The sequence below is a fragment of the Ruegeria sp. HKCCD7296 genome, from assembly GCF_013110775.1.
In the GTDB taxonomy this organism is placed as follows: domain Bacteria; phylum Pseudomonadota; class Alphaproteobacteria; order Rhodobacterales; family Rhodobacteraceae; genus Ruegeria.
In genome coordinates this window covers 255,859-281,434 of record NZ_WVRF01000005.1, presented here as the reverse complement: position 1 = coordinate 281,434, position 25,576 = coordinate 255,859, and the positions used below count along the sequence as shown (strand labels likewise).

General features: G+C 55.8%; 27 protein-coding genes and 1 tRNA gene. 14 read left to right on the top strand and 14 right to left on the bottom strand.

Going from position 1 to position 25,576, the window contains the following annotated elements:
* Nucleotides 1-122: 122 nt before the first annotated feature.
* Nucleotides 123-1,424, bottom strand: a complete 1,302-nt coding sequence (locus GS632_RS09990; protein ID WP_171721716.1) for an AI-2E family transporter — start codon at nucleotides 1,422-1,424, stop codon at nucleotides 123-125.
* A 142-nt stretch (nucleotides 1,425-1,566) separates the two neighbouring features.
* On the opposite strand from GS632_RS09990, the gene cls reads away from it, so the two are divergent.
* Complete coding sequence (gene cls / locus GS632_RS09985; RefSeq protein ID WP_171721717.1) at nucleotides 1,567-2,979, top strand: cardiolipin synthase; 1,413 nt, start codon at nucleotides 1,567-1,569, stop codon at nucleotides 2,977-2,979.
* Nucleotides 2,980-3,065: 86 nt separating this feature from the next.
* Nucleotides 3,066-3,299, top strand: a complete 234-nt coding sequence (locus tag GS632_RS09980; RefSeq protein ID WP_171721718.1) for a hypothetical protein — start codon at nucleotides 3,066-3,068, stop codon at nucleotides 3,297-3,299.
* 26 nt (nucleotides 3,300-3,325) lie between these two features.
* On the opposite strand, the gene GS632_RS09975 is transcribed toward GS632_RS09980, so the two are convergent.
* From GS632_RS09975 to GS632_RS09965, 3 genes are all read right to left on the bottom strand, one after another.
* On the bottom strand, nucleotides 3,326-4,477 hold the full coding sequence (locus tag GS632_RS09975; protein ID WP_171721719.1) for a mechanosensitive ion channel family protein: 1,152 nt from the start codon (nucleotides 4,475-4,477) through the stop codon (nucleotides 3,326-3,328).
* Between the two features lie 377 nt (nucleotides 4,478-4,854).
* Entirely contained in the window at nucleotides 4,855-6,189 is a 1,335-nt protein-coding gene (locus GS632_RS09970; protein ID WP_171721720.1) for a DUF1214 domain-containing protein, read from the bottom strand.
* Nucleotides 6,164-6,565, bottom strand: a complete 402-nt coding sequence (locus tag GS632_RS09965; protein ID WP_253284448.1) for a ParB/Srx family N-terminal domain-containing protein — start codon at nucleotides 6,563-6,565, stop codon at nucleotides 6,164-6,166. The genes GS632_RS09970 and GS632_RS09965 overlap by 26 nt, the downstream gene beginning before the upstream one ends.
* A gap of 448 nt (nucleotides 6,566-7,013) precedes the next feature.
* On the opposite strand from GS632_RS09965, the gene GS632_RS22355 reads away from it, so the two are divergent.
* Genes GS632_RS22355 through GS632_RS09950 form a run of 3 tightly spaced genes read left to right on the top strand, consistent with a single transcriptional unit; the run spans nucleotide 7,014 to nucleotide 9,333 of the window.
* A complete protein-coding gene (locus GS632_RS22355; protein WP_093964945.1) occupies nucleotides 7,014-7,244 on the top strand; it encodes a DUF3489 domain-containing protein in 231 nt (76 codons plus the stop codon).
* Entirely contained in the window at nucleotides 7,241-7,657 is a 417-nt protein-coding gene (locus GS632_RS09955) for a DUF2924 domain-containing protein (protein ID WP_093964944.1), read from the top strand. Before GS632_RS22355 ends, GS632_RS09955 begins: the two co-directional genes overlap by 4 nt.
* Nucleotides 7,654-9,333 (top strand): recombinase family protein, encoded by a 1,680-nt coding sequence (locus GS632_RS09950; protein WP_171721721.1) that lies wholly within the window; start codon nucleotides 7,654-7,656, stop codon nucleotides 9,331-9,333. Before GS632_RS09955 ends, GS632_RS09950 begins: the two co-directional genes overlap by 4 nt.
* A gap of 375 nt (nucleotides 9,334-9,708) precedes the next feature.
* Here the strand turns inward: GS632_RS09950 and GS632_RS09945 are convergent.
* Nucleotides 9,709-9,798, bottom strand: a tRNA-Ser gene (locus tag GS632_RS09945).
* A gap of 202 nt (nucleotides 9,799-10,000) precedes the next feature.
* On the opposite strand from GS632_RS09945, the gene GS632_RS22350 reads away from it, so the two are divergent.
* From GS632_RS22350 to GS632_RS09905, 8 genes are all read left to right on the top strand, one after another.
* Nucleotides 10,001-11,305, top strand: a complete 1,305-nt coding sequence (locus GS632_RS22350) for an SPOR domain-containing protein (RefSeq protein WP_171237305.1) — start codon at nucleotides 10,001-10,003, stop codon at nucleotides 11,303-11,305.
* 16 nt (nucleotides 11,306-11,321) lie between these two features.
* Nucleotides 11,322-12,488: a D-alanyl-D-alanine carboxypeptidase family protein gene (locus tag GS632_RS09935; RefSeq protein ID WP_171092109.1), complete on the top strand. Its 1,167-nt coding sequence runs from the start codon at nucleotides 11,322-11,324 to the stop codon at nucleotides 12,486-12,488.
* The gene (tmk, locus tag GS632_RS09930) at nucleotides 12,485-13,111 is read left to right on the top strand and encodes a dTMP kinase (protein ID WP_171175091.1); all 627 of its coding nucleotides are present in this window, start codon (nucleotides 12,485-12,487) and stop codon (nucleotides 13,109-13,111) included. The genes GS632_RS09935 and tmk overlap by 4 nt, the downstream gene beginning before the upstream one ends.
* Nucleotides 13,112-13,114: 3 nt before the next feature.
* Nucleotides 13,115-14,236: a DNA polymerase III subunit delta' gene (locus tag GS632_RS09925; RefSeq protein WP_171620702.1), complete on the top strand. Its 1,122-nt coding sequence runs from the start codon at nucleotides 13,115-13,117 to the stop codon at nucleotides 14,234-14,236.
* Nucleotides 14,233-15,039 carry a TatD family hydrolase gene (locus GS632_RS09920; protein WP_171721722.1) on the top strand — a complete coding sequence of 269 codons (807 nt, stop codon included), beginning with the start codon at nucleotides 14,233-14,235 and terminating at the stop codon, nucleotides 15,037-15,039. The genes GS632_RS09925 and GS632_RS09920 overlap by 4 nt, the downstream gene beginning before the upstream one ends.
* On the top strand, nucleotides 15,036-15,833 hold the full coding sequence (locus GS632_RS09915) for an MBL fold metallo-hydrolase (protein ID WP_171237302.1): 798 nt from the start codon (nucleotides 15,036-15,038) through the stop codon (nucleotides 15,831-15,833). The genes GS632_RS09920 and GS632_RS09915 overlap by 4 nt, the downstream gene beginning before the upstream one ends.
* A gap of 54 nt (nucleotides 15,834-15,887) precedes the next feature.
* Nucleotides 15,888-16,820 carry an AEC family transporter gene (locus tag GS632_RS09910; protein WP_171175100.1) on the top strand — a complete coding sequence of 311 codons (933 nt, stop codon included), beginning with the start codon at nucleotides 15,888-15,890 and terminating at the stop codon, nucleotides 16,818-16,820.
* A gap of 61 nt (nucleotides 16,821-16,881) precedes the next feature.
* The gene (locus tag GS632_RS09905) at nucleotides 16,882-17,580 is read left to right on the top strand and encodes a CbiX/SirB N-terminal domain-containing protein (protein ID WP_171175102.1); all 699 of its coding nucleotides are present in this window, start codon (nucleotides 16,882-16,884) and stop codon (nucleotides 17,578-17,580) included.
* Nucleotides 17,581-17,583: 3 nt separating this feature from the next.
* On the opposite strand, the gene GS632_RS09900 is transcribed toward GS632_RS09905, so the two are convergent.
* From GS632_RS09900 to GS632_RS09880, 5 genes are all read right to left on the bottom strand, one after another.
* A complete protein-coding gene (locus tag GS632_RS09900; protein WP_171175111.1) occupies nucleotides 17,584-18,576 on the bottom strand; it encodes a GGDEF domain-containing protein in 993 nt (330 codons plus the stop codon).
* Complete coding sequence (locus tag GS632_RS09895) at nucleotides 18,573-19,160, bottom strand: heme NO-binding domain-containing protein (protein ID WP_171237301.1); 588 nt, start codon at nucleotides 19,158-19,160, stop codon at nucleotides 18,573-18,575. The genes GS632_RS09900 and GS632_RS09895 overlap by 4 nt, the downstream gene beginning before the upstream one ends.
* Nucleotides 19,161-19,278: 118 nt before the next feature.
* On the bottom strand, nucleotides 19,279-20,838 hold the full coding sequence (locus GS632_RS09890; protein ID WP_171175116.1) for a trimethylamine methyltransferase family protein: 1,560 nt from the start codon (nucleotides 20,836-20,838) through the stop codon (nucleotides 19,279-19,281).
* A gap of 109 nt (nucleotides 20,839-20,947) precedes the next feature.
* Entirely contained in the window at nucleotides 20,948-21,649 is a 702-nt protein-coding gene (locus GS632_RS09885) for an HAD family hydrolase (protein WP_171175118.1), read from the bottom strand.
* Between the two features lie 24 nt (nucleotides 21,650-21,673).
* On the bottom strand, nucleotides 21,674-21,958 hold the full coding sequence (locus tag GS632_RS09880) for a DUF3572 domain-containing protein (RefSeq protein WP_171175120.1): 285 nt from the start codon (nucleotides 21,956-21,958) through the stop codon (nucleotides 21,674-21,676).
* A gap of 88 nt (nucleotides 21,959-22,046) precedes the next feature.
* Between GS632_RS09880 and GS632_RS09875 the strand changes: the two genes are divergently transcribed.
* A complete protein-coding gene (locus tag GS632_RS09875; RefSeq protein WP_171721723.1) occupies nucleotides 22,047-23,447 on the top strand; it encodes a diguanylate cyclase in 1,401 nt (466 codons plus the stop codon).
* Nucleotides 23,448-23,453: 6 nt separating this feature from the next.
* On the opposite strand, the gene GS632_RS09870 is transcribed toward GS632_RS09875, so the two are convergent.
* Genes GS632_RS09870 through GS632_RS09855 form a run of 4 tightly spaced genes read right to left on the bottom strand, consistent with a single transcriptional unit; the run spans nucleotide 23,454 to nucleotide 25,361 of the window.
* Nucleotides 23,454-23,927, bottom strand: coding sequence for a periplasmic heavy metal sensor (locus tag GS632_RS09870; protein WP_171237299.1), 474 nt, complete (start codon nucleotides 23,925-23,927; stop codon nucleotides 23,454-23,456).
* Nucleotides 23,924-24,277 (bottom strand): hypothetical protein, encoded by a 354-nt coding sequence (locus tag GS632_RS09865; RefSeq protein ID WP_253284447.1) that lies wholly within the window; start codon nucleotides 24,275-24,277, stop codon nucleotides 23,924-23,926. The genes GS632_RS09870 and GS632_RS09865 overlap by 4 nt, the downstream gene beginning before the upstream one ends.
* Nucleotides 24,267-24,884, bottom strand: coding sequence for an RNA polymerase sigma factor (locus tag GS632_RS09860; RefSeq protein ID WP_171175134.1), 618 nt, complete (start codon nucleotides 24,882-24,884; stop codon nucleotides 24,267-24,269). The genes GS632_RS09865 and GS632_RS09860 overlap by 11 nt, the downstream gene beginning before the upstream one ends.
* A gap of 6 nt (nucleotides 24,885-24,890) precedes the next feature.
* Complete coding sequence (locus GS632_RS09855; RefSeq protein WP_171721724.1) at nucleotides 24,891-25,361, bottom strand: EF-hand domain-containing protein; 471 nt, start codon at nucleotides 25,359-25,361, stop codon at nucleotides 24,891-24,893.
* Nucleotides 25,362-25,576 lie beyond the last annotated feature (215 nt).

Genomic DNA, 25,576 nt, shown 5'->3' with positions numbered 1-25,576 from the left:
CTGATCCTCCTAAGCCAATCAAACGCTCGTGTTCCAAATCATTCGATGACGGACACTCAGCGTTTAGGGTCAGGTGCGCTGGAAATAGCTTTTCCGGCGGCCGTCGCGACCGGGTGTGTCCGCTACCCTTCTCTGCTCTCGAACTCCGCCCGCAATTGCTTAGCCTCTTCCTCTAGCTCTCGCTGTGTCAATAGAATTGACGGACGGCCAGGTTTGCGCTCGGTCTCTTTGTCCAGCTCAATAGTCTCTTGGTCGTCTTGCAAGTGACCATCGCTTGACAACAAAACTGCGATCCAACGGACGGCTTGGACTTCAGAACAGATTACCATAGTGACAACCATCATCGGAATTGCGAGGAATGCGCCCATGCCGCCCCAAATCGTCGCCCAGAACGTTAGCGAAACCATAACCATAAACGTGCTGAGATTGAGTGACTTTCCTTGCATCGAGGGTTGGATCACGTTTGCAATGAATTGATCAGCAGCGCCATATCCAAACAGTACGATCAGGAAAGGCGTTAGGTTGTCGAACTGTATCAAGGCTACGAGTGAAGGAAGTGCGACCCCAATAAAAGCGCCGATATTAGGAATAAACCCGGCAACGAAAACTGTCAGGGCTAGAAGCGGTGCAAAATCAAGGCCAACCAATGTGAAGATGACAAAAGCTACCGCGCCGCTCATCGCGCTGGTAACTGCATTGACCCACATATACTGCTTCACACCAACTGAAATTCTGTCCAGAACTTTTTGGGCACGGTGGGCTTCTTCTTTACTTGCAACCAGCCTCGGCAGCTTTCCCACCCATGCCAAACGTTCACCTACGAGAAAAGCAAGGTACAGAGCAACGAGGCCGATTGTAGACATGGCGCCGCCAAGTTGGCCCATAACCGCTCGCACCCAAGACCCTATTTCGATGTTTTCCACCGACTTTAGACTAGCTTCAACGACTCTGGGGCCCAGAAACTGTTCCAGTTTCTCCATCAGGTTCATTAACCGTTCCTGATATCTTGGCAGCGCTTGTTGTACGTCCTCGGCTGAAAACGAGATGATAACGCCAAGAGCAACTAGCGCTCCGATGATTACAATGACGCTGACGAGTTGAGCCAACCAAGTGGGCGGGGACAAGCCTAGCCAACTCGTGCGGCTGATTTTGTCGACGAGCGCTGAAGAGAGGATGAACAGTAGACCGGCGATTGCCAGAGGGACCAAGAATCCCCGGCCTAACCACAAGAACCCAACCAGGAGAGCCATAGTCCCCATCGCGAAAAACCAATCTGAGACAAGTGTCTTGTTTAGATTGTTTGAGGTCATTTGGTGCCGCACGTATGTCTGGTTCTGCATCGCATTAGACTTGCCGCGGACTTCCGGCGCAAGTTTTAAACTGGAAGCGCCATCTGGGCTCCAGGTTAGGTCAATCGAAAACAAGCCACCAACTTCTTGGTTCTATCCAAAGGTCATAATTGGCATTGCCAGCTACTAAGATAAGTGTGCCAAAATCCGACGCCCTGTGTTCATATGAGACCGCTGGAAGTTTGGTGTAATGCTGTGTTGGAGTTAGGACGCCCTTATGTCTGGTGAAATTATAGTTGTCGTAATCATACTGCTGGAAATGGTAGCGATTTACTGTGCAGTTCTAGCTGTCCGTCATGCACGGACACCACAAGGCTCTGTTGCTTGGGTCGTGTTTCTGATCACAGCCCCTTACATTGCTGTGCCAACGTTTTTGTTCCTTGGGTCTTTCCACTATGAAGGCTATCTGACAGGCCGTCGCGACAGCGATGAAGTGATTTCAGGCTTGGAGGGATTCAAGCAGCAGTTTCCTCCCACCAGAACTGAAAACCAGAGTATTTACAGAGCATTAGAAAAAATTGGTGACATACCTGTAGGTTCAGGTAGCGACTTGGATTTGCTCATTGATGGAGAAGCAACCTTTACCTCCATATTCGAAGCTATTGCTTCTGCCAAAAGCTATGTTCTGGTTCAGTCTTACATCATTAACGACGACAAGATCGGGCGCCACCTACGAGATGTTCTTTTGGATAGGGTTCAAGATGGCGTTTCTGTGCGATTGATCTATGACGCTGTCGGCTGCGCCAAGCTTCCCAAAACCTATCTTCAATCTCTGTCCAACGGAGGAGTTCAAGTCGTAAACGCTCATGCATACGGCGGCCCGAAAAGCCGGTTTCAGATCAACTTCCGCAACCATCGAAAAACTGTAGTGGTCGATGGAGAGGTTGGGTTCACGGGCGGTCTGAACATGGGCGATGAGTACATGGGCGAAGACCCGAAATTTGGTTCATGGCGGGACACCCACGCGCGGCTTACCGGCCCCATTGTTTTGCAACTGCAACTGATCTTCGCTGAAGACTGGCACTGGGCAACACGCGAAAACCTGATCAGCGAACTCGATTGGGATGTGAAGAAAACAGAAGCCGATAAAGACGCCGTCATCATCGCGACCGGGCCGGGTGATGCCTTTGATACCGGGAGCTTCTATTTTTGCACATTGATCAATGCAGCAACTGAACGTCTCTGGATCGCGTCACCGTATTTTGTCCCTGAGAATGACATTCTGACGGCGCTCAAACTTGCAGCCATGCGGGGGGTAGATGTGAAGCTTTTGACTCCTGAAGTTGTCGATCACACTATTCCTTGGTTAGCCGCTCTCGCCTACTTCGATGAGGTCATGGATGCTGGCGTCGAGGTCTGGAGATACAACGACGGCTTTATGCACCAGAAGGTGGTTCTTGTTGACGACATGATATCCTCAGTAGGAACCACCAACTTGGACAATCGGTCTTGCCGTCTGAACTTCGAGGAGACAGCTGTGGTCTTTGACGAACAAACTGCGTCTGAAGTTGCAACCATGTTTGAGGCAGACTTCGCAAGATCGTTCCTATTGAAAGAAAGGCTTGCTGACCGTGGATTCAAGCAGCGCCATGGTGCCCCTCTGGCTCGCTTGTTTAGTCCACTGTTGTAAGAAGTCAGAAAGCGTTCAAGTCGCTTGACTTTGTTGCCTGTTCTGGCACCTTTTGGATAACCTAAACTGTATTAGGACAAGCGCTAATGGATTTAACGTCACTCATGAAAGAGCTCCAGCAACGCCGCGACGAACTGAAGCTGCAATTGCATCTTGCCTCAAAAGAAGCAGAGGACGAATGGACAGAACTCCAAGCCGACTGGGACAAATTTCTGAGCAAATCAGAATTTGACAAGTCTGCTGAAGAGGTGGGCGAAGCAGCGCGTTCCCTCGGCCTCAAGATGAAAGCAGCATATGACCGAATGAAGAAGGCTACGTAGATTGCTGTGCCTTTGACAAAGGCAAGCTAGTCATAAGCGCCTGTAACCTCAGAGATCTTCAATGATCTAGCGTCGCCATTTGCCCGAAGGTGTAGGCTCTGGGTCGGGTAAGCAAGTTCAGTTTCTGCATCGCGGGTTATCCTGAGGATTGCTAATGTCAACCGCTCTGTGACCTGAAGCAACTCCTCCCAGGTCGGTCCCTTAGTCCATACGTAAACAATGATATCAACGGAGCTTGGCCCTAGCTCACTCACGTAGATGTATTTTGGTGCACCATCGCCAGTATCAAAGTCGCCTGATTTAAGATGGTAATCTCTGATACCGTCGCGCACGGCTTCTATCTGTTTTTGGGTAGACGAAAGCACCAAGGGAACTTTTAGATACACACGTCGCCGCTTCAGCCGTGAGTAATTGAGAACCGTGGCATTAGCTAAGTCCGAGTTGGGGATATGTCTGGGTATCTGATCAAATCCCACAATTTTGGTTGACCTTAGGTCAATCGCCTCAACAGTTCCAAAAACGTCGCCACCAATAGCTATGGTATCTCCTGTTTCGAAGCGCTTCTCGCTAATGTTAGTCATGCCAGCCACGAGATTGCGCACTAGGTCCTGAGCAGCGATGGCTAACCCTGCTCCTAAAACCCCAACTCCTGTCAGTGCGCCCGAAATGTCCACTTGCCAAACACGCAACAACGACGTCAAGCCAAACAGCAGAATGGCGAATTGCATGACACGCTGAACCCAGCCCGTTTCTGACGGAACCAAAGACAATTTGTCAGTCCACAGCAAGGCCGCGAACGGGCCGCTTAGTCGATACCATGCGCCAAAGACCGCGATAATCGCGACAGAGCCAAAGATACGTTCTAACAAGAGCTTTGCTACTCCATCTGGTACTAACACTTGAGTCGCAGCAAACAGAGCAAACGCGGACACAAGGATCTCAGATGCAGACCTTAGCTGGGCATTGACTTCGTCTGGAAGTGATACCGAAAAACGATCCAAAATCTGCCTCAGCAGCTTTAACCCAAGTGCGGCGATCTTACGACGAAGACCAACAAACAGAGCGCAGATTAGCACCGCCCAAACCAATTGGTCAGGGTACACGGTTGCCATCCACCCATTGAGGCTAACTGTGACTGAAGCCACAAAGGTCTCGAACGATGTTGTGCTTAAATCCATTCGGTCTACGCTGTGCACCCTGGGCCTGCAAGAGTGGTGCAAAAGCACCTGCTTGACCATAGGCAGTGGTGTCTGTCGGCGCAATTGACTATATCCACCGGCACTATTTTCGAACGGTTGAGCGGTGCCCTCCTAGTTCTTTTTCCAACCGAGCGCTGAGCTCAGTACCAAAACACTATTGCGGCAGATTGGTTTGGAAAACTCTCCGCCGCGGAACTAGCGCCAAAATTGTGGAACGCCTTTTTTGATTTGGTCCTCAGGACACGAAGCTCACAAAATCATGTTTTTTCAGTAGTTTTTCCCGCCTCGGCTCGCATTCAAAGTTTTTCAACACAATCGCCTCAGGGTTAACACTCGAAGCAGTGCGTCTCGCACGCTTACATTGGCTCCAGATCGTTTAGTTTCCAACTATCGTTTCGGTAGGCCTCCGTCGGGCCGTAAAATCGAAAAAGTAAGAAGTAGTTCGCAGCGCCCGTGGTCGGGAGATAGTTAACTCCCTCGTTTAAAACCTCGGGGCCAAAGTAGACGTCCACGCTGCCATCGTGGTTGACTTTGGGCGTCGGGTTTTCTGTCGAGACCAGCCCGATTGGGTCCGCTCCACGGATGTAGGAAGCTGTCGCTACATCGTACACGAGAATAGACCAGAACTGCTCGACCGGGACATCGGCAGGAACAGTCATTCGATAGCTTTTGTCGCCTTCCAATGCTTCACCAAATTTGTCACGCGTTACCATCAAGTACGCCGTGGCTGAGCCGAGCTTCACTGGGGGCGCAATGTACGTGTAGTAAGTGAAGGCCCGATCATCGATAAAGACCTTGTTCTCGTCTTCGTAGGTCATCATCGTTTGGATCATTGAGTTTGCAACTGGTTGCGTCCATTGCGTTTCGCTGCCCCACCTGAGAGGAGGTATTACAGTCAATTTATTCTGCAATTCCGCGTGAACACGGGCCATCACATCGTCAAGAATTGCCCGTTCTCCATCGGAGGGATCAAAAGCCCCACCTCGTTCAATTCCGAGGCTGCTCAACATACCCATGGGGTATTTATCGACCTCGCGAACCTCTTCGTGATTTACTATTTCCTGCAAACGGTCGAAGAAGCTGCTGTCGAACGGAAACTGCGCAGAGTACAAAACATCGTAGATGTCCATGTGTGGCAAACGCTCATCGCTGCCGTAGGGATATTGTTGGATGCCTGCACGTATGTATGCTTCTGCACCTTCGAGGGTCGCAGGCTCGAGATCAGGCGTGATTATCCGTAGAGTCCCGTAACCGCGATAGGTTTTGAGAGGCACCGGCAGATATCCTTCCGGCACCTTGGCATCAGTGCCTGCGGCATAGATGAAGTACTTACCGCCTTGGCCTTTGTCATCGCCATTCGAACCGACATCAACAACCGGTCGCTGCCAAACATCAAGGAATGTGCCAAAGATGCTATATCTCTGAGTCGCAGCTGGAAGCTCAACCACCACTGGGCCGTCCTTGACATCATAAATGAGGTTAACGTAAGGCGTTGAGTTGTTCGGTGTCGGAGACTGGAACTTCCAATTGGGGGGTTGAGAAAAATAGGCGACTTGGTTGAGTTTTTGGCCTGCGTCTAATGCTCCGGCAATCATCTGGTTGCCAGCGACGAGCGGCTGCGCCCAAACAGCGCTCTCGTATGCACGACGTTCAAAACGCTCCCTCTCAAAATCCCGTTCTTGCGCAGACAACTGTCCGATGTTTATCGCTATCGCCAGAAAAGTGGAAAGGGTGCAGCTTATTGTCCGCAATGCGCAGAGCGCGCACTTCCGCTTCTGACAAATGATCCGCGACAACAGTCGGTACGGAATTCAACCCCAGGGCCTTAGCGGCCTCATAGCGGCCATGACCCGCGATGATTGTGCCCGAACCATCCAACAGGATCGGAGTGACAAAGCCAAACTGGGCCACCGATGCTTTCAGTTTGTCGACATTCTTGGCCGCGTGCACGCGGTTGTTGTTGGCGTAGGGCTTGATCTGGCTGATCTGGGATTGGATAACTTTTTCGGCCATCCAGATAGGCGTATTGGACGCCCGAACGTCGCTGTGTGTGTTTTTGGCAGGCATAACCGCCTCCTTTTGCGTGACGCCGCGCGGACGTCGAGATGGAGGGATCGCGCTGGAAAATCGGAGAGAGCACAAATCGCAACTCCCCGGACCAATCGATCCGAGACGTTGCTCCTTTGAATGCTCTCTGCGGAAACCTGTGTTTCCAATGAGTGCTGCCTGCGGGAGCAGTTTCCCGCCCTGATAGTCCGGGCGATTAGGTCGAATGTAGGTGCCATCAATACGAGACGCAACCCCCCAAACTAAAAGTAACCAATTAAGATTGTTGACGAATAATCGGGGGTACGCCAGCAACGCCCTTCAAAACACACGCCTCAAGTAATCGCTTCAGAAAGAGCTGGACTGTTGCCGTCAACCACGCATCACTGAACCCACGCCCGAGCCATTCGGGCGCTCCTCGGTACCGGGGTTCGGCATCTAGCCAGCCCCAAATCAGAGGAGACAATACATGTCCAAGCGGAAGCAAACCAAAATTGACAAAGTGCAACACTTGTTGCGCCGCCCGAGCGGCGCCAGCCTTGAGGCGCTCTGCAAAGCAACGGGATGGCAGCCTCATTCGGTCCGAGCAGCTCTAAGCGGTCTGCGGAAAAAAGGCGTCACAATTGAACGGCGGACATCCGACAAACCAAATGGACCATCCACATATCATCTGGCGGCGGGAACTGGAGAAGCGTCATGACCAAGACGAGCGATGTCGCCGATCTCGCCGCCATGGGTCGATCGGATCTGGTCACGCTTTGGCAGCAACTGTTTGATCAACCCGCCCCCGCCATGCTCAGCCAACCCTTTCTGCGCCGCTTTATCGCCTTTGAGATGCAGTCCCGCCGTCATGGCAGGCTACCCCGCCAGGTCAAAGCCACGCTGGAAAAGGGCTCTGGGAAGAAACCCCGGCCTACATGCCCTGCCCTAAAACCCGGCGGGCGCCTGCTACGCGAGTGGAATAGTGTGACCCATGTAGTCGACGTTACAGAAGACGGCTTCACTTGGAACGGTCGGTCCTATCGCTCACTCTCGGCCATCGCCCGAGAGATTACCGGCGCGCATTGGTCAGGGCCGCGTTTCTTTGGGCTCACCGGCAAGGCGGCCAAATGAGCCCGCGCCGTAAAATCCGATGCGCCATCTACACGCGCAAATCCTCAGAAGATGGTCTGGATCAGGACTTCAATTCGCTGGATGCGCAATATGAGGCCTGCGCGGCCTATGTCGCAAGCCAGCGACATGAAGGCTGGACCCTGTTGTCCGGGCGCTACGATGACGGTGGCCTGTCGGGCGGCACCCTAGAGCGACCCGCCCTTCAGCGCCTTCTTGAAGAGATCGATGCCGGGCGTATTGACATGGTGGTGGTCTACAAGATTGACCGGCTGACCCGGTCGCTTGCCGACTTCTCTAAGCTGGTCGACCGGCTGGAACAGGCAAACTGTTCTTTTGTGTCCGTCACGCAGGCCTTCAATACCTCATCTTCCATGGGCCGGTTAACGCTGAATGTGCTGTTGTCCTTTGCTCAGTTTGAACGGGAAGTCACCGCCGAACGTATTCGCGACAAGATTGCAGCGTCGAAGAAGAAGGGGCTTTGGATGGGTGGCAACCTGCCTCTGGGCTATGATCGCCACCCCGATCCGAAGGCAAGAACGCTGGTGGTGAATGAAGAGGAGGCCAGAACGGTCCGGCATCTCTTTGGGCTTTATGACGAGCTTGGTTGCCTGCGCAAAGTAGAAGAACGGGCAACGGCAGAAGACCTGCGGTCAAAACGGGTTGTTCGGACAGATGGCAGTGTGAAGGGGGATTGTCCGCTGTCACGGGGTCAAATCTATTACCTGCTGCGCAATCCGGTCTATCTCGGAAAAATCCGCCACAAGGATAAGATCTGGGACGGACAACATCCGGCGATCATCGATCAGGACATCTGGGACCGGGTGCAGGAAAAAATGCGACAGGCCTCCAACCGCTCGCGGGCACGCGGCGACTCCGATGCGCGCCAACACTCCACTGACCCCGGGGCCTGGCTCACCGGTCTGCTCTATGACGAAACTGGTGATCGGTTGACGCCGACCCACACCACGCGCAAAGGCCGACGGTTGCGCTACTATATCTCCAATCGACTGATCTCAGGCGGCAAGGATATCTCTGGCTGGCGACTGTCCGGCCCAGCGCTGGAAAACGCGGTCATTGATGTCATCGTCAGACATTTGCAAGACGCCGCCGCGGCGCACCAAGTACTGGCGCAGCCGGAGGCCGGGTCAGCCGAGGCAGTTCAGACTTCAGTTGCGGATTTAGTAACCCGGCTTCTAGGCCATGGCTGTCAGATCGGCGCTGCTCTTCTGGCCAAAGGCAAACTTGCACGAGGACAGATCGACCTCGAATTTAACCCCAAAACTCTGGCAAGCGCACTTGGCATCGCGGCCGATCATCTGCACCCGGATCTCACCCACGTCACCGCATCTTTCGATCTGTGCCGCCGCGGCGTCGAGGCCAAGGTCATCGCCGGAGACATGGCACCCCAACCTGATCCCCACCTCCGGTCCATGCTGATCCGCGCCCATGGCTGGGCCCGTGATCTGAAGGCCGGAGTTCAACTGATGGAGATTGCCCGCCGCGAAAGCGTCCCTGACGCCTTCATCCGCACCCGTGCTCAGCTCGCCTTTCTCTCACCAAAGATTCAAACGGCGATTCTCGACGGGAGCCAGCCGCCCGAACTCACACTCAAGCGTCTGGTCAGCGTGACCCACCCACTTGAATGGTCCGAACAGGAACGCCTGTTCGGCTTCTGACATCTCCAGCTCCTGCGTCCCTGATACAGACTTCGCCCTCCCTGATCCGGCGGAACAATTCCCTGTTCGCACGAGGAAATTCCCTGTTCCACCTTTTAGGGAATTTGCAACATAAACCTCTGAGAAACATACAGTTCTGATAGAAGAAATGACGGAAGTCAGTCCCGGTTTGCGAATATTCCCTGTAAATTGCAGGTTATCAGGGAAATCCAGCCCAAAGCGACCCCGCTAAAATGCGACACTGAGACTCGCGCCTGAATTGTCCTCTGAATGTACGGTTTGCTTCGTCTCTGATTGAAAGCGCATGCGCCAACGCGCGGGAATTGCGTAACAATTCCGGATCAGAAAATACAACTGAAGTGAGACAGGTATGAGTGGCGGGGAGACAGGGATTCGAACCCTGGGGACGCTCTCACGCCCAACGGTTTTCAAGACCGCCGCATTCGACCACTCTGCCACCTCCCCGTTGAAGGCAGGGTCTAAGGCCAAGTTTGATCAGAGGCAAGTCGAAAACGGGAAATCTTGCCGAAGACTTTTCAGCGGTCTTTCCATGACCCTTCAGCCACGTTATGATTGACGTGAAAGACCGCAACAGGCTGGCATCCAGAACCAGCAGATCGGCAGCGGGGTTCGGAAAACGAAACCCCTTCAGGCAAGGGATAAGCAGATGAAGCGAGCGATCGAGACACGCCCGGGGCCCAAGAGGCTGGCGTTTCTAGCGTTATCTTTAACGATTTTGGCCGGATGTGAAGAGGCCTTGGGAACCGCGGAAACAGCGGAAAAGCCCGACGAGAATGAGGGCAAAATCGAGCTTTTTCCCCAAACGACCAGTGAGTCGCAACGCGATGTCGAAGCGCCCAACGTGTTCGGTGTGACCGAAGCAGGGCTTTGGGACGGGCGGCCCTCGCTGGGTGGGATTTGGGTTGCGCATCCAGACGTGACCCAACCCGAGCGCGTGGTGATCAAAAACACGGCCAACAACAAATCGGTAACTGGAGCCCTGTTCCGTCGCGAACGCAACTTGCCTGGCCCGGCGCTTCAGGTTTCGTCCGCGGCAGCTGAACAGCTTGGATTGTTGGCCGGTGCCCCCACAAAACTTAGTGTTGTGGCTTTGCGTCGTGAAAAGATAGAAGAACCCCCAGCTGACGAGACCCCACAGGCCGAAGATTCCGCAGAAGAAACCGTCACAGCCTCGGCCGATACGGCAACCGATGGCCAAAGCACAGGTGATCCTGAAAAGCCTGCTAAACGCAAGTGGTGGCAGAAGAAAGAAACCGCTGTGGCCGCGGCAGGTACAACGGCTGTTGTCGCGAGTGCCGCCGGCACAGAAGGTGACGCCGCAGCAGACGCAGATACCACCAGCGACTCCGCTGAGGCTTCAACATCAGCGAGTGAACAGACAGAAACCCCGGCTGAGAAACCTGCCAAACGGAAATGGTGGCAGAAGAAAGCACCAGCCGCAGCCGCTGCGGGAACCGCTGTGGCAGCGGCAGATGCAGCCACGGATGGCGCAGAAATTTCAGCCGAAGCTGCAGTGTCTGTGACCTCTCCGGCCTTGTCGGATGCGCCGGTCGAAGCCCCGGCAGAGAAACCCGCCAAGCGGAAATGGTGGCAAAAGAAAGATCCAGCCGCGATAACTGAAACACCGCTGGATCCGATCGATGGCGCTGCCGCCGCAATTGATGCGGCCGAAGCGACCCCAGCAGCAGCGGCAGCCGCCACAACCGCGACTACACAACTGAGCAAACCATTTGTTCAGATCGGAACCTTCAGCGTCGAGGAGAACGCGAACTCCGCTGCTCAAAAAGTGCGCAGGAACGGCATGTCCGCAGTTGTTCGGGAACTGAAAACAGCAAATAACACCGTCTGGCGGGTGCTGGTTGGACCTGCCGCAACCCGGGCCGAACGCAAAGCCATTCAGAAGGACGTAAAAGACCTTGGCTTCAAAGACGCGTTCACCGTATCCGACTGAAACAGGGAGACGCAGCATGTTAGCCTCGATGCGCACATCCGTTCTGGCCATGGGGATTGCCCTCATGGGCCTGCCCGCACACGCTTTTGATACTACAGCCCGCGCGGCTTATGTGATTGATCAGACCACCGGCACTGTTCTTCTGTCAAAAGACGCCGACCAGCCCCTGCCGCCCGCGTCGATGTCTAAGCTGATGACGCTCTATGTGGCGTTTGAAGCCCTGCGGGACGGGCGCTTGACGCTAAACGAAACCCTGCCTGTGTCTGAACACGCGATGAGCTATGGCGGCTCGACCATGTTCCTGAACACTCAGGATCGGGTCACGGTCGAAGACCTGCTGCGCGGCATCATCGTTTTGTCGGGCAACGATGCCTGCGTCGTTATCGCCGAAGCACTTAGCCCCGACGGAACCGAGGCCGGGTTTGCGCGGTACATGACCCAACGCGCGCAGCAGATGGGCATGAACAATTCCAATTTTGCCAACTCAAACGGCTGGCCTGCCGCCGGTCATATGATGTCAGTGCATGATCTGGCCGTTCTTGCGGATCGCTTGATTTCGGACTTCCCCGAATATTACCCTCTTTTCGCCGAGGAAGTTTTTGAATTCGACGGCCGCGCGCCGTCAAATGCCCGCAATCGCAACCCGCTGCTGAAGCTGGATATCGGCGCGGATGGTTTGAAAACCGGCCACACGCAAGAGGCCGGCTATGGCCTTGTCGGTTCTGCCAAACAGGGTGATCGGCGCGTTATCTTCGTGCTAACCGGCCTCGACACCACCGGCCAGCGTGCAGAGGAGGCTGAGGCCGTGGTTAACTGGTCGTTTCGAAATTTTGTCGAGAGGACAGTTGCCAACGCGGAAACGCCGATAGCCGAAGCCCAACTGTGGATGGGTGAGAAAAAGACCGTCGGGCTTGTGGCCGAAGGTGATCTGAACGTGCTCTTCCCGGTTCTGGGCACCCAAAATGTCGAGGCCGAAGTTGTGTATGACGGCCCAATCAACGCGCCAGTCCAAAAAGGACAGCAACTGGCTGAACTGGTGATCAAGCCCGAAGGACTGCCCGAGATCCGGCGCCCACTGGTGGCAGCCGAGGACGTGGCCGTCGGTGGCTTTGTCGTGCGGATGTTGACGGTTGGCGGCATCGTATTGAAAGACGTGATCAACAACCCGCTGGAGTCGATGTGACGAAAACGGGGTTATTTCTGACCTTCGAAGGCATTGACGGATCAGGCAAGTCGACCCAAGCGCGGATGCTGGCGGATCAATTACGCCTGCAGGGCCATGAAGTCGTGTTGACGCGCGAACCCGGCGGCTCTCCGGGGGCCGAGGAAATTCGCCGGCTTGTTTTGGAAGGCGACCCGGATCGGTGGTCGGCCGAGACAGAGTTGCTGTTGTTCACCGCAGCCCGCCGCGACCATCTGGAGCGCACCATCGAACCCGCCCTTGCGGCAGGTAAAGTGGTGATTTGCGACCGTTTCGCAGACAGCACGCGCATGTATCAGGGCTTGTCACGTGGCAACCTGCGCGGTCTGGTGGATCAGTTGCACAACCTGATGATCGGCCGGGAACCGGACATGACTTTGCTGATTGATATGGACCCCGAAACGGGCTTGTCACGCGCAAAAGGCAGGCAAGGCACCGAAGAGCGGTTTGAAGATTTCGGCCCCGATCTGCAAAAGAAAATGCGCGCTGGCTTTCTGGCGCTGGCTGACGAATTCTCGGGCCGGTTTCGCATAGTGGATGGCAACAGAGACATGGACAGCGTTGCGCAGGATGTGACAGATATCGTTCAAGCAGCTTTGCGGTAAACGATGAGTGACGACACCCCTTCCCCGGATCAGGTGCCGGGTGCACCGCATCCGCGCGAAACCGCGCGGCTTTTTGGCCAGGACGCAGCCGAACAGGCGTTTCTGACGGCCTACAATTCCGACAGGCTGCATCACGGTTGGTTACTGACCGGGCCGCGCGGCGTCGGCAAAGCAACGCTGGCGTGGCGGATCGCGCGATTTTTGCTGGCCACACCCCCGGCAGATGACGGCGGCTTGTTCGGAGCACCTCCTCCGCCCGAAACGCTCGGCATTGATCCCGATCACCCCGTGGCGCACCGAATACAGTCCGGGGCTGAGCCCGGGCTGGCCACTATCACCCGGTCACTCAACGAGCAGGGGCGATTACGCGGCGAGATTGTCGTGGATGATGTCCGCAAGCTAGGAAAATTCTTTGGTCTGTCTTCTGCCGATGGAGGCCGCCGCGTGGTCATCGTCGACTCTGCGGATGAAATGAACGTCAGTGCTGCCAACGCGCTGTTGAAGATGCTGGAAGAGCCGCCTGCGCGCACCACACTTTTGCTCGTATCGCACCAACCTTCGCGCCTGCTGCCAACCATCCGGTCGCGCTGCCGCACGCTGCGCCTTGGCCCACTGAGTCCGCAGGACATGCAAACCGCCCTGTCGCAAACCGGAACAGAAGTTCCCGCCCAGACTGAACACCTGGCCGCACTTGCGGCAGGATCAGTTGGGGATGCTGTGCGGTTAATCAATCTTGGCGGTCTGGACATTTATGCCGAGCTGGTCGCCATTCTGGGTACCCTGCCCCGTATGGACCGGCAACGCGCACTGGCGTTGGCCGAAGCCGCAGCACAACGCGGTGCCGCTGATCGTTTCGAGTTGTTGCTAACGCTAATCGACGTCGCCTTGTCACGGCTGGCCCTAACTGGGGCGACCGGCACACCACCCGTACCCGAAGCGGCCCCAAACGAAGGTGAAACGCTGATGCGTCTTTCGGCTTCCCCCGATCAAGCCCGCCGCTGGGCAGAAGTCGCCGCGACAATCACAGCACGCGCACGGCATGGTCAGGCGGTGAACCTTGACCCTGCCGCTCTGGTCCTAGATACGGTGTTCAAGATACAGGAAACCGCCGGTCAGAACAGATGAGCGACACCCCCCAGATTACCGACAGCCACTGCCATCTGGACCTCCCGGATTTCGACGGCCAGTTGGACGAGATCATCACGCGCGCAGCCGAGGCTGGCGTGACCCGTATGGTCACGATTTGTACCAAGCTACGCAACGAACCCAGCGTACGCGCGATTGCCGAGGCCTTTGCGCCCGTCTTCTATGCCGCAGGCACGCACCCGATGAGTGCGGCGGATGAGCCGATAGCGTCGGTCGACGAACTGGTTGCCTTGGCCCAGCATCCGAAATTCGTCGGTATTGGAGAGTCTGGTCTGGACTACCACTATACCGCTGACAGTGCGGAAGTGCAGAAACAATCCTTGCGCATCCATATCGAAGCGGCCCAGCGCACTGGCCTGCCCCTGATCATTCACGCCCGCGCAGCGGATGATGACATGGCCCGAATTCTGGCAGAGGAGTATCGCAACGCACCCTATTCCTGCGTTATGCACTGCTTCTCTTCTTCTGCCGAATTGGCCAAGGCCGCGCTGGATCTGGGCTTTTACCTGTCCATGTCCGGCATCACCGCCTTCCCCAAAAGCCAGGAGTTGCGCGATATTTTCGCAACTGCACCGGTAGACCGCATTCTGGTGGAAACAGACGCGCCCTATCTGGCCCCCCCACCCTATCGCGGCAAACGTAACGAACCCGCCTACACCGCCCACACTGCCCGGAAAGGGGCTGAGGTTTTCGGCATGGACTATGCCGCTTTTGCAGCTCAGACACAGGCCAATTTTGACCGCTTGTTCACCAAGGCCGCGCTGTATAAGGCCGCTGCATGACCGGGACGCGCTTTACTATTCTGGGCTGCGGTTCCTCGGGCGGCGTTCCACGGCTGGGCGGACAATGGGGTGATTGTGACCCCGAGAATCCGAAGAACGTACGCCGTCGCTGTTCGTTGCTGATTGAACGCGACGGGCCGGATGGAACGACTTCGGTTCTGGTCGATACCACGCCGGATATGCGCAGCCAGTTACTGGACACAGGCACCGGGCGGTTAGACGGTGTGGTCTATACCCATTCCCACGCGGACCATGTGCATGGAATCGACGACCTGCGCATGATCGTGTTCAACATGAAAACGCGCGTGCCGGTCTGGGCAGACGGTGACACACAGAACGCGTTGCTGGGCCGTTTCGGATACGCCTTCATTCAGCCTGAAGGATCCCCTTATCCTCCGATCCTGGACCTCAAATCTATTGATGGCCCGTTCGACATCGACGGCCCCGGAGGACCCATTTCACTGCGCCCGTTCAAAGTGAACCACGGTTCGATCGACTCTCTTGGCTTCCGCATCGGCCAGCTTGCCTATCTGCCGGATGTCGCCGAGATTTACGACGACGCCTGGCCCGAGATGGAAGGGTTGGACTGCCTGATCATCGACGCCCTACGCCGCTCCCCGCACCCTACCCACGCGCATCTGGAAAAGACACTGGGTTGGATCGACAAGCTGCAACCGAAACGCGCGGTGTTAACCAACATGCATATCGACCTCGACTATGCCACGGTTGACGCTGAAACTCCGGACTACATCACCCCCGCTTTTGATGGGATGGTGATCCATCAGGCGCAGTAGACCCCTGCCCCGCGCCATCGCAATACCGCAATACGCGCGCCGCATGGGGGCCATATGCTTCAGAGCCTGATCGATGTCATTCTTCCGGTCTTTCTGGTGATCGGTGCCGGGTACACGGCAACTCGGACAGGCTATTTCAAACAAGAGCATGTCGATGGGTTGATGAAATTCACCCAAGGCTTTGCGATCCCCTGCCTGCTTTTTCTGGCCATCGCACACCTGGACCTTAGCGCCAGTTTCGACCCCCGGCTGCTGGCGAGTTTCTATTCCGCTGCAGCGTTGTGCTTCACCGTGGGCCTCTTTGGAGCACGGATCATTTTTGGCCGAGACTGGGAAGACTGCGTCGCCATTGGCTTTTGTTGCTTGTTCTCCAACTCGGTCCTGCTGGGCCTGCCGATTACCGAGCGCGCCTATGGCCCCGAGAACCTGACAGGCAACTACGCGATTATCGCCTTCCATTCCCCGTTTTGTTACGGCGTTGGGATCACGGTGATGGAGGTCGTGCGCAATCGCGGCAACGGCGGTGTACATATGGCACGCTCGGTTCTGTCCGCAATGTTCAAGAACGCATTGATCCTGGGAATTGCGCTTGGTTTCCTGGTCAACCTGACAGGTTTGGTCATCCCTGCGGTGGTCGACGAAGCCCTTGGGCTTGTCACCCGCGCGGCTTTACCGGGCGCGTTGTTTGCTTTGGGCGGGGTCTTGGTCAAATACAAACCGGAAGGCGATCTGCGTACCATTGGTTTCGTTTGCTGCATCTCGCTGATGGTCCACCCCAGCCTAGTGTGGTTATTCGGAGCATCTACCGGCCTGCCACAGGATCTGTTCCGATCGGGTGTGTTGAATGCTGCAATGGCGCCGGGCTTTAACGCCTATATCTTTGCCAATATGTATGGCCGCGCCAAACGTGTTGCCGCTTCATCCGTCCTGATCGGAACAGCGACGTCCATTCTGACCGTCTGGCTTTGGCTGACCCTTCTGGGTTAACTGTGGTGTTGACTTCAGGTCGTGCCGTAACACTTATCGCAGAAAACAGCGGGAGTACCGAATGTCACACGCCATTATTGTCGCCCATGGCCAGCCTTCCGAACCGGACCCGGCAGAAGCGGCACTGGCTGCTTTTGCAGCCAAGGTCGACGCGTTGACAAGCTCTGTGACCGTGCATTCGGCAACACTTGCTAAACCCGGCGCGCTAGAGGCGCAACTGGACGGCCTACCCGAAAACACAGTGATCTATCCGCTTTTCATGGCAAAGGGTTGGTTTGTGACCAGTGCCTTGCCGAAACGGGTCGGGGACCACGCCGCGCGAATTCTTGACCCTTTGGGCATTGATCCCGATCTGCCCACGCTTACTGCGCAGGCGTTGCATGCAAAACTGCGGGAACGGAATTGGAAAGCTTCGACAACTGACCTGGTGATCGCGGCGCACGGGTCAGGCCGCAGCCGCAACCCTTCGGCGGTGGCCAACGAATTTGCAAGACAGCTTGGCACGCAAGTTGCCTTCCAATCCATCCGCGTTGGTTTTGTCGAAGAACCGCCCTCGATTGCCGAGGCAGCACACGATGCGTCAGATCAGGCGATTTGCCTGCCGTTCTTCGCCTGTACCGGCGGGCATGTCCTAGAGGACGTCCCCGATGAGCTGGCGCGCGCCAAGTTTAACGGAACCGTTATGCCCGTCGTCGGGGAGCTTGCACCCATCCAGCACCAAATTGCAAAGAAGGTGACTGAGGCGTTCGCGTCAGTCTAACGCTCAGGGTCGCGCGTTGGTCAGTGTCGAATACAAACGATGACAGGACCGACCGTCGCGTTTCGCTTGGTACAACGCTAAATCAGCGGCATGCAGAATATCCGCCGCTTTAAGCACTTGGAACTGAGTGGACAAAGCTGTGCCAATACTGGCCGACACACTGCATTTCTGGTTTTGAAAAAGCATCGGTTCGTTCAAACGCTGGATGAGGCGGCCTGCAATTGCCTCCAACGTGTCTTCCCGCGTCAGGCCTTTGAAAACGATAACAAATTCGTCTCCTCCGACACGGGCAACCGTATCGTCATCGCGCGTTTCTTCAAGCATGATGCGGGCCGCTTGCTGTAAGACGAAATCACCTGCCGCATGGCCCAGCCTGTCATTTACGGATTTGAAGAAATCAAGATCCAGATGCATCAGAGCAAAAGCCGAATTTGCAGAGATCATATGTGCCAGCACGTGATCCATGGCCCTACGGTTTTTTAATCCGGTTAGTGTGTCGGTGTAAGCCTGCTCTTCAGCCGCCAGCATGGCGCCTTGAAGCCTCAGGTTTAGCGACCTCGACGCCTCCATTGCGGCAGATTTGGCCTCGACCAGATAAAGTAATTCAATCGCAAGGTCGGTACCTGAGAAATCCGCACTTGTCAGCGCGTAGTCCCGCACCGCATCCAGAATTGAAATTCCGAATGACAGGTTGATGACAGCGCCACCAGAATGCGGCAATGGGGCGACCAACCCCTTGAGTGCAGTTCGGGGCTCATCATGGAATTTCAGGTGCAGTTTCGCCCTGGCCATCGACATCAATGCCGGAATGGTTGTGACTGTTCTGGGTCGGATCAGTTCAAAAACGTCCAGAAACCCTTGGCCCACAAGCTGCAAGTCTGGTCTCAGTTTTTGCAGGGTTGGACCGGCTTGTTGAATACACCCGTTTTGGTCCACCAACAGAAACATCGGGCAAAGCGTTTCCAGCAGACTGACAAGCTCGCGAGGATCTGTCATCCGGTCCGAGCCCCCAAATCAAAATGCCGCCCTTCTGCAAAAGCGCTTTCAACCAGCATTATGGAAATGACTTCGCTGTCTTGCTGTTGTCCCTCATGAGACAACATAACCAAAGCTCCGTAGTCGTCGGCCATGGCACGCAGAACACCGACCATCACGCTGGAATAACCAGACAAACCCGGGAAGCAAAACAGTTGGTATTCTGTTGTCGAAAGCTCTCTCAATTCTAGGGCCGGTAGGGTCAAATCGGACACTGCCAACCGCACCCAGTCAGCCAGATCGTCAAGGGAATGAAGAAACTCCACATAACTGACGCCACCAAATCTAAGCAGACGGCGCAACCCTTCCATATTCGGGTGGGACACAAGGTAAGTCCCCACATCCTCAAGAATTTCCGCCCTAGGTCGGTTCAGTTCACCGCTGAGCGCGTCCAATACTCTAGCCGTTACGTCATCGTCATAGACAAGCATGGCTTCGAATTCGACAAATCCAAGCTGCGCAGCCTCGGCCACGCGCACCCAATAGGGTTGCCCATAGGTTGCGCAGACAAAAGACTGTATCGCCCGATTGATCAGACCATGCATTGGAAACCCCAATTTGGTGTTCCCTGCACTCTGGGCTGAAAAGTCTTAACAAATAGCCAAAATCCACCCTAAGTTGTAGCGAATTCAATCGGGTATCACTTCGACACTTGCTGCCTGATCAGAAATCTGTCGGCGCGCCGCCCTCAGCTTTGCGACGCTCAACAAAGGCAGCCAATTCCTCGCGAATGGCTTCATCCATCGGCGGTGCCTCAAAGCTCGAGATGATCTCCTTGAACATGTGATGGGCGCGTTCAGCCGTCCAGATGCCGCCAGCGACCTCCCACCCTTCATAGTTTTTCCAATCACTCAGAAAGGGTTGATAGAATGCAGTGGTATAACGGTCCTGCGTGTGCTGAATGCCGAAGAAATGACCGTCATTGCCAACTGCGCGGATCGCATCAAGCGCGATCTCGTCGGGACCGGTAGCCGTCAATTCTGGGTTCATATAGCGTTGAATTTGTTGCAGGATTTCACAATCCATGATGAACTTTTCCGGGCTTGCTATCAGGCCGCCTTCCAGCCATCCAGCCGCATGATAGACCATATTGGTGCCCGATTGAACGGACGCCCAAAGCGAGTTCGAGGTTTCCCAAATAGACTGTCCATCGGGCACGTTTGCGGCACAAACGCCCGAAGACCGCATCGGCAAGCCATAGAAGCGCGCCATCTGTCCGGTCATCTGGGTCGAGCGCATGTACTCTGGTGTTCCAAAAGCCGGCGCGCCGGATTTCATATCCACATTCGACGTAAAAGTTCCGATGACGCAGGGAATCCCCGGGCGCACATATTGGAACAAGGCGATCGCACACAGCGCTTCGGCCAATGACTGGGCCACGGCACCTGCCATTGTCACCGGTGCCATCGCCCCGGCCAGAGTAAAGGGTGTCACCACAATCGCCTGCCCGCGCCGTGCCAGCCGAAGGCAGCCATCGATCATCGGATGATCATGCTTTAGCGGCGAAGTCGAGTTGATGTTGGTGTACACGCGCGGGGTGGCCTCGAACTCTTCGTGGCTCAGGCCGCCAGCGATGCGCACCATTTCCATCACGTCCTCGACACGTTCCTTACCCAAAGAATAGGCATGCATGGCTTTGTCGGTCAGCGTCAGCTTGTCATAAAGCACGTCCAGATGCCGTATGCTGGCGTGGATATCGACTGGTTCAACCGGGTATCCACCCGCGAAATGGATGCAGTTGAAGTACTGCGTCAGTTTCAGAAGATTCCGGCACATCTCGCGGTTTCCGGGCACCTTCTTTCCGATTTCCATGTCCCAATAATTCGGCGGCGACGAGACATTGCCGAACAGCATGTTCTTTCCACCGATCTCGATCTTGCGATCCGGATTACGTGGCGTGATGGAAAATTGACTCGGGGCTTTCGCAATCATCTCCATGACAAAGTCGCGCCCCATGCGCACATTGTCACCTTCGATGGTGCAACCCGCCTTACGCAGGATGCCTATTGCCTCTTCGTTGTAAAATTCGATCCCGATCTCTTCAAGGATACGCATGGCCCCTTCATGGATCGCTTCGATCCCGGCCTGGTCCAACGGTTCTGTCGGACGGTCGATATTGACCGGCGGATTCCAAGGCATCTGGTCAATCACCGCACTTCCTCTGCGTGCGGCAGCCCCTGCGCGTCCTCCGCCGCGACGCTTGCGTGTTGGTGTCTCGCCCATCGTTGCCTCCGTTCCTGCGTTAAACAAGCAAGCCCATGAGACACGATTCTCGCCGCTCCGTCTGCGACAGGAAATGTCGGTTTTTTATCTCGGATGGTCGATTGCCAACTTAACCCAATTGGTTTTTCGCTAGCCATTCGGGTATATGTCCAATGTCCGGCAAGACCACATCTGCCATTGGGGCCAGCACTTCTGCCTCGGCCAGACCTGTCAAAACCCCTATGGTTGTCATCCCCGCGGCACGCCCGGCTTGTAGGTCATGGAGGCTGTCCCCCACCATCGCAACCCGCGAAGGGTCAACGCCGACATGCGCAGCAAAGGCCAATAGCTGTCCGGGCCCCGGCTTAAATCCATGGCCGCTGTCATATCCAGCTATGAAATCGAAATGTTCGCTGATCCCTGCCGATTCCAGATGCTGCATCGCAGGATGTTCACTGTCATTGGTTGCAACCCCCAGCTTCAGCCCTGCCTTATGCAAGCCCTCTAGAAACGGGACCAGCGGAACAGCCGGGGACTGAGGGGCTGCGGCGGCTTCGGCATTCATCACATCCACGATCTCTTGAACGGTCATGGTATCCACATGTGCAGCCAACACATCGGCGATTTCTTCGACAGTCGCGGCGATCACGATACTGTCTTCGGCATATCGCTCTTGCTCAAGATCATAACCGATAAGGCGCCCAAGCCCGGCGGCTCGTTCTTTGTCACCATCTGTCAAGCGCAGCAGTAAACTGCGGCCAAAGCCACCCCATGTGTTGGCAAAATCAAACAGCGTACCATCTTTATCGAAGACGATTGCATCTATCGGCATCAGGTGCTCCAGCGGAAGAGGATTTCAGGTCCAATGAATGTCAGCGCCGCCGGATAAAACCGCTCTTGCCTGGGCAGGCAGATCATAGGCGATCGCATTGGCGTCACAAAACGCCATGACCCACGAATCGTCAAGCACTAGAAAGTCCATTACCGACGCCAGAAAATCCGGGTCCCCGGCGCGATCGCGCACATCTTCGATTGATGCACCCGTCGAACCCAGAAACACCGGCAAAAGCTCGTCATTTCCAACCAGCCAGCCCAGAGCCGTCAGGGCGAGTGTTTCCGCGGAATCAGATGATATTGGCATAAACTGTGCTCAGATCCAGTCATGGAAAGGGTTTATTAACCAGACTCATAAACACTTTGTTCACGCATGCAATCAACGGTGAACGACTATGTCTGTGCAGGGAACCATCCTTGTCCTCGACGGGGTATCAACCAATCGCATCATGTTGAAAGTTCAACTGACTGCGGCTTGGTACCACGTGGTACAGGGGGAAAAAATAGATGGATTGCTGTCGCTTGTGCGTCGAACGCAACCTGATCTGGTACTGACAGCGCAGACCTTGCCGGACGGAACGGCTGCGGATGTCAAAAAGGTCATAGCAACAGTTCCCGGGCTGGAGGATGTGCCGGTTGTTGCAATTGCCGCGCAAAACGACAGGGACGCACGGTTGCGTGCCCTGAAAGATGGGCTGGACGATGTATTGACCCATCCCTTCAAGGATGCCTTGCTGCTGGCGCGTATCCGAAGCTTGCTGCGCGCACATGCAATCAGACAGGACCTGCAGGTCGGCACTGCCGCGCAACCCATTGGGTTCGGTGAGCCCGCACCAGCGATTATCCGCCCGCCCAAATCCGCAAAGGTGAGTGTTCTGACACACGCCGTGCAAACTGGCGTGCTGTGGCAAAAGGCGTTGAGCGATCAGCGCCAACACACATTGTCCTGGCACTTGCAGTCGAACCTTCAAGGCTTCCTGTCCGGAGCTGTCCCAGATGCTATCGTGGTCGAACTGGGCCCGCATCCCTCCGATCTGAATATTCTGGCTGATCTCAGATCGCGGGGTGTCACGCGTAATACCGTCTTGATCGGAGTGCTAAAAGACAACGACGCTGTTCAGGCATCCGAAGCCTTGGATCGGGGTGCGGATGCCGTGTGCCTGGGTGGGTTCTGTGCGCAGGAAATCCAGCTTCGATTGGACAACCAGATCGCGCGCAAGGCCCGTCTGGACCACATGCGAATATCGCTAAAAAAGGGGCTTGCCGATTCCTGGGTCGACCCGCTGACGGGGCTGCACAATCGCCGGTTTGCCATGCGCGCGCTGGACCAGATCGCACGTGAATCCGCTCGAACCAAACGCGGCTTTGCGGTCATGCTGGCTGACCTCGATCACTTCAAGACGATTAATGACGACCACGGTCACGCCAGCGGGGATCACGTTCTTACGCAGGCCGCAGAGCGCTTGCGTAGCGCTCTTGGTCCAAGGGGGTTTGTCGCCCGCATAGGTGGAGAGGAGTTCATGATTGGAGTGCCGGATGTGTCACCCAAACAAGCGGTGCGGCTCGCTGAAACTCTCTGCGGCAGTATCTGTAGCGCGCCGTTTCAACTTTCTGAACAGGGACCAGAGGTCAACGTGACAGTCAGTATCGGGCTAAAAATGTCTCCGGACGCGTTCCCTGGTCGGGACAGCCTCACTCCGCATGTAGAGACCCTGATTCAATCCGCTGACAAAGCGTTGTATTCGGCGAAAAAAGCCGGACGCAATCAGGTGAGCATCCGGCAAAGCGCAGCCTGACGCCGGTCAGTCCTTTTTCTTGTGTTTATGCGGGCCGCGCTTGACGACATCTTGCAATCGATCTGCATAGGCCTGCCTTTCCTCATCGCTCATGGCGGTGACGCGGATCAGCCATTGCGCTTGCAGTGCCCCTTGCAGGTTGGCCGTGGCCTGCGCCTGCTGTTGCAGCAGAGTTTCGACGGCATTCGGGTCAAAAGGCACGGCGCGCAATGCCTGGCTCATCGCCTCAAAACCCTGCGTGCGGCCCTTAGAACCTTTCTTGTGCAAGTCCCCCAATTCACTCCGCATCGCCTTGCGGTCGTCTTTTGGCAACGCCCGGTACAAGGCCGGGCCAAATCCCGGCGGCACCTTGGCGTGATCCCCCCCTTTCAGGCGCAACACAGTTCCTACAGCGACGCCAACGATCAACAGGTTCAGAGCCAGAGACACAACCAGGACAACAGGCACCCATCGGCGTTTGGGTTTGGGATCAGCGTTCATTCCGTGGTCTCCAGAAAACTCGTGTCATATCCTAGGTCGGCCACAAAAAAGACCGTCTCTTGCGTTGTCAGCAGGTCGGCGGGATCGGGCAAAAAGGCAGGCGCGGAAAACCCGATCCAGACACCGGCCGCGCTGGCCGCAACAAGGCCACTCAACCCCTGCCAGCCACCCAGATTGCGCACCAGCCTGTCCCACAACGCAGGCCCCGGATGTGGCGCGGGTTTCATGCGGCCCAAGCGCACCGCCTCTGCATCCGTTTGGATGCGCACGGCCAGATCGTCTGGCAAAGCCGGCCGTTGTCGCCGCGCTTGTGCAAACAAATGATCCAGTTCCAGATCGTCATCCGCCATTGTCATACCCCAGTTCTTCGCGCCGTCCCGCCAGAATAGCGGCCAGACTGCGTTTGCCCCGCGCCGTCAGGCTTTCAACCGCTTCCACGGAAATGCCCATGATCCCGGCAATTTCGGGGTTGGGCAACTCTTCAATATGGCGCAACACCACCGCTTGCCGCTGCCGTTCGGGCAACTCGGCCAAAGCGATCTGCAACGCATCCTTGCGCGCCTCATCCTGCATCCGGTCAACTACGCTGGCTTCACCATCTTCAGGCTCAGGAACGTCCGACAGCCTGTCCGGTGTCTTCTTGCGCCGTATGTCCACGCACAGATTCAAAGTCACTCGGTACAGCCAGGTCGAGACTTTAGCCTGGCCCGACACCCAATCCGGTGCCATTTGCCACAGCCGCATCATCGCCTCTTGCGTCACATCTTCCGCCTCGGCCCGATTGCCCAACATTCGTAACGCGACCGAGTAACACCGTGGCCCCAGACGGTCAGTAAGAACCCGTGCGGCTTCGGCATTGCCATCGGCGAAGCGCCCCAGCAACTCATCGTCGCTGAGGGTGCCCGCGCTGCACATCGCACCGCGGGCGTCTTGTGGGTAGGAGGTCAGATCCTCCATCCTGCATCAGCTATCGTCTGCGTCCGAGTTTTGATGCTTTTTCTTGTGGTGCCGTCCCATCTTGTCTTTGGCATCGGCAAATTCCTGTTCCGAGATCCCGCCGCTGTTATCAGCGTCCATCCGATCAAACATCTTGTCAGCCCGGCGGGGTTTCGGCAACTCGTCCTGGCTGAGAAACCCGTCTTTGTTCGCATCATTTTTTTCGAACATCCTGGCGACGCGGTCACTTGCCTTTTTCTGTGCAGCAGCTTGCATCTCGTCAAGGCTCAGCTGGCCATCACCGTCGGTATCCGCTTGCGTGAAACGCGCGGTGCGGTGGGCCTCCATCTCTTGCTGGGTCACCTGACCGTCGCCATCGGCGTCGAGTTCCTGAAAGGACACAGGCTCGCGTCCGCCTTTTCCGGCAGCCAGAACCGATGTGCCTGTGACAGCAACTGCGGACAAAACAATAGCCGTGATGAATGTCGCGTTTTTCATTTCGTTTTTCCCGTGTTGAAGCGGCCCCAGTGCCGCTGCTCATACCAATTCAAACGCGGGGCATCGAAAATTCCGTCGCAGAAAAATGCATTTTTTTGAAAGTGAATTCAGAAGCGATTTCTGCGCATTGGGTATCGGGCGTTGCAAAGCGACGCACCCCCCTTTCAAATCCGCCCGTTCAGGCGCATTATCCGGCAAAGATTAATGCGCGAGTT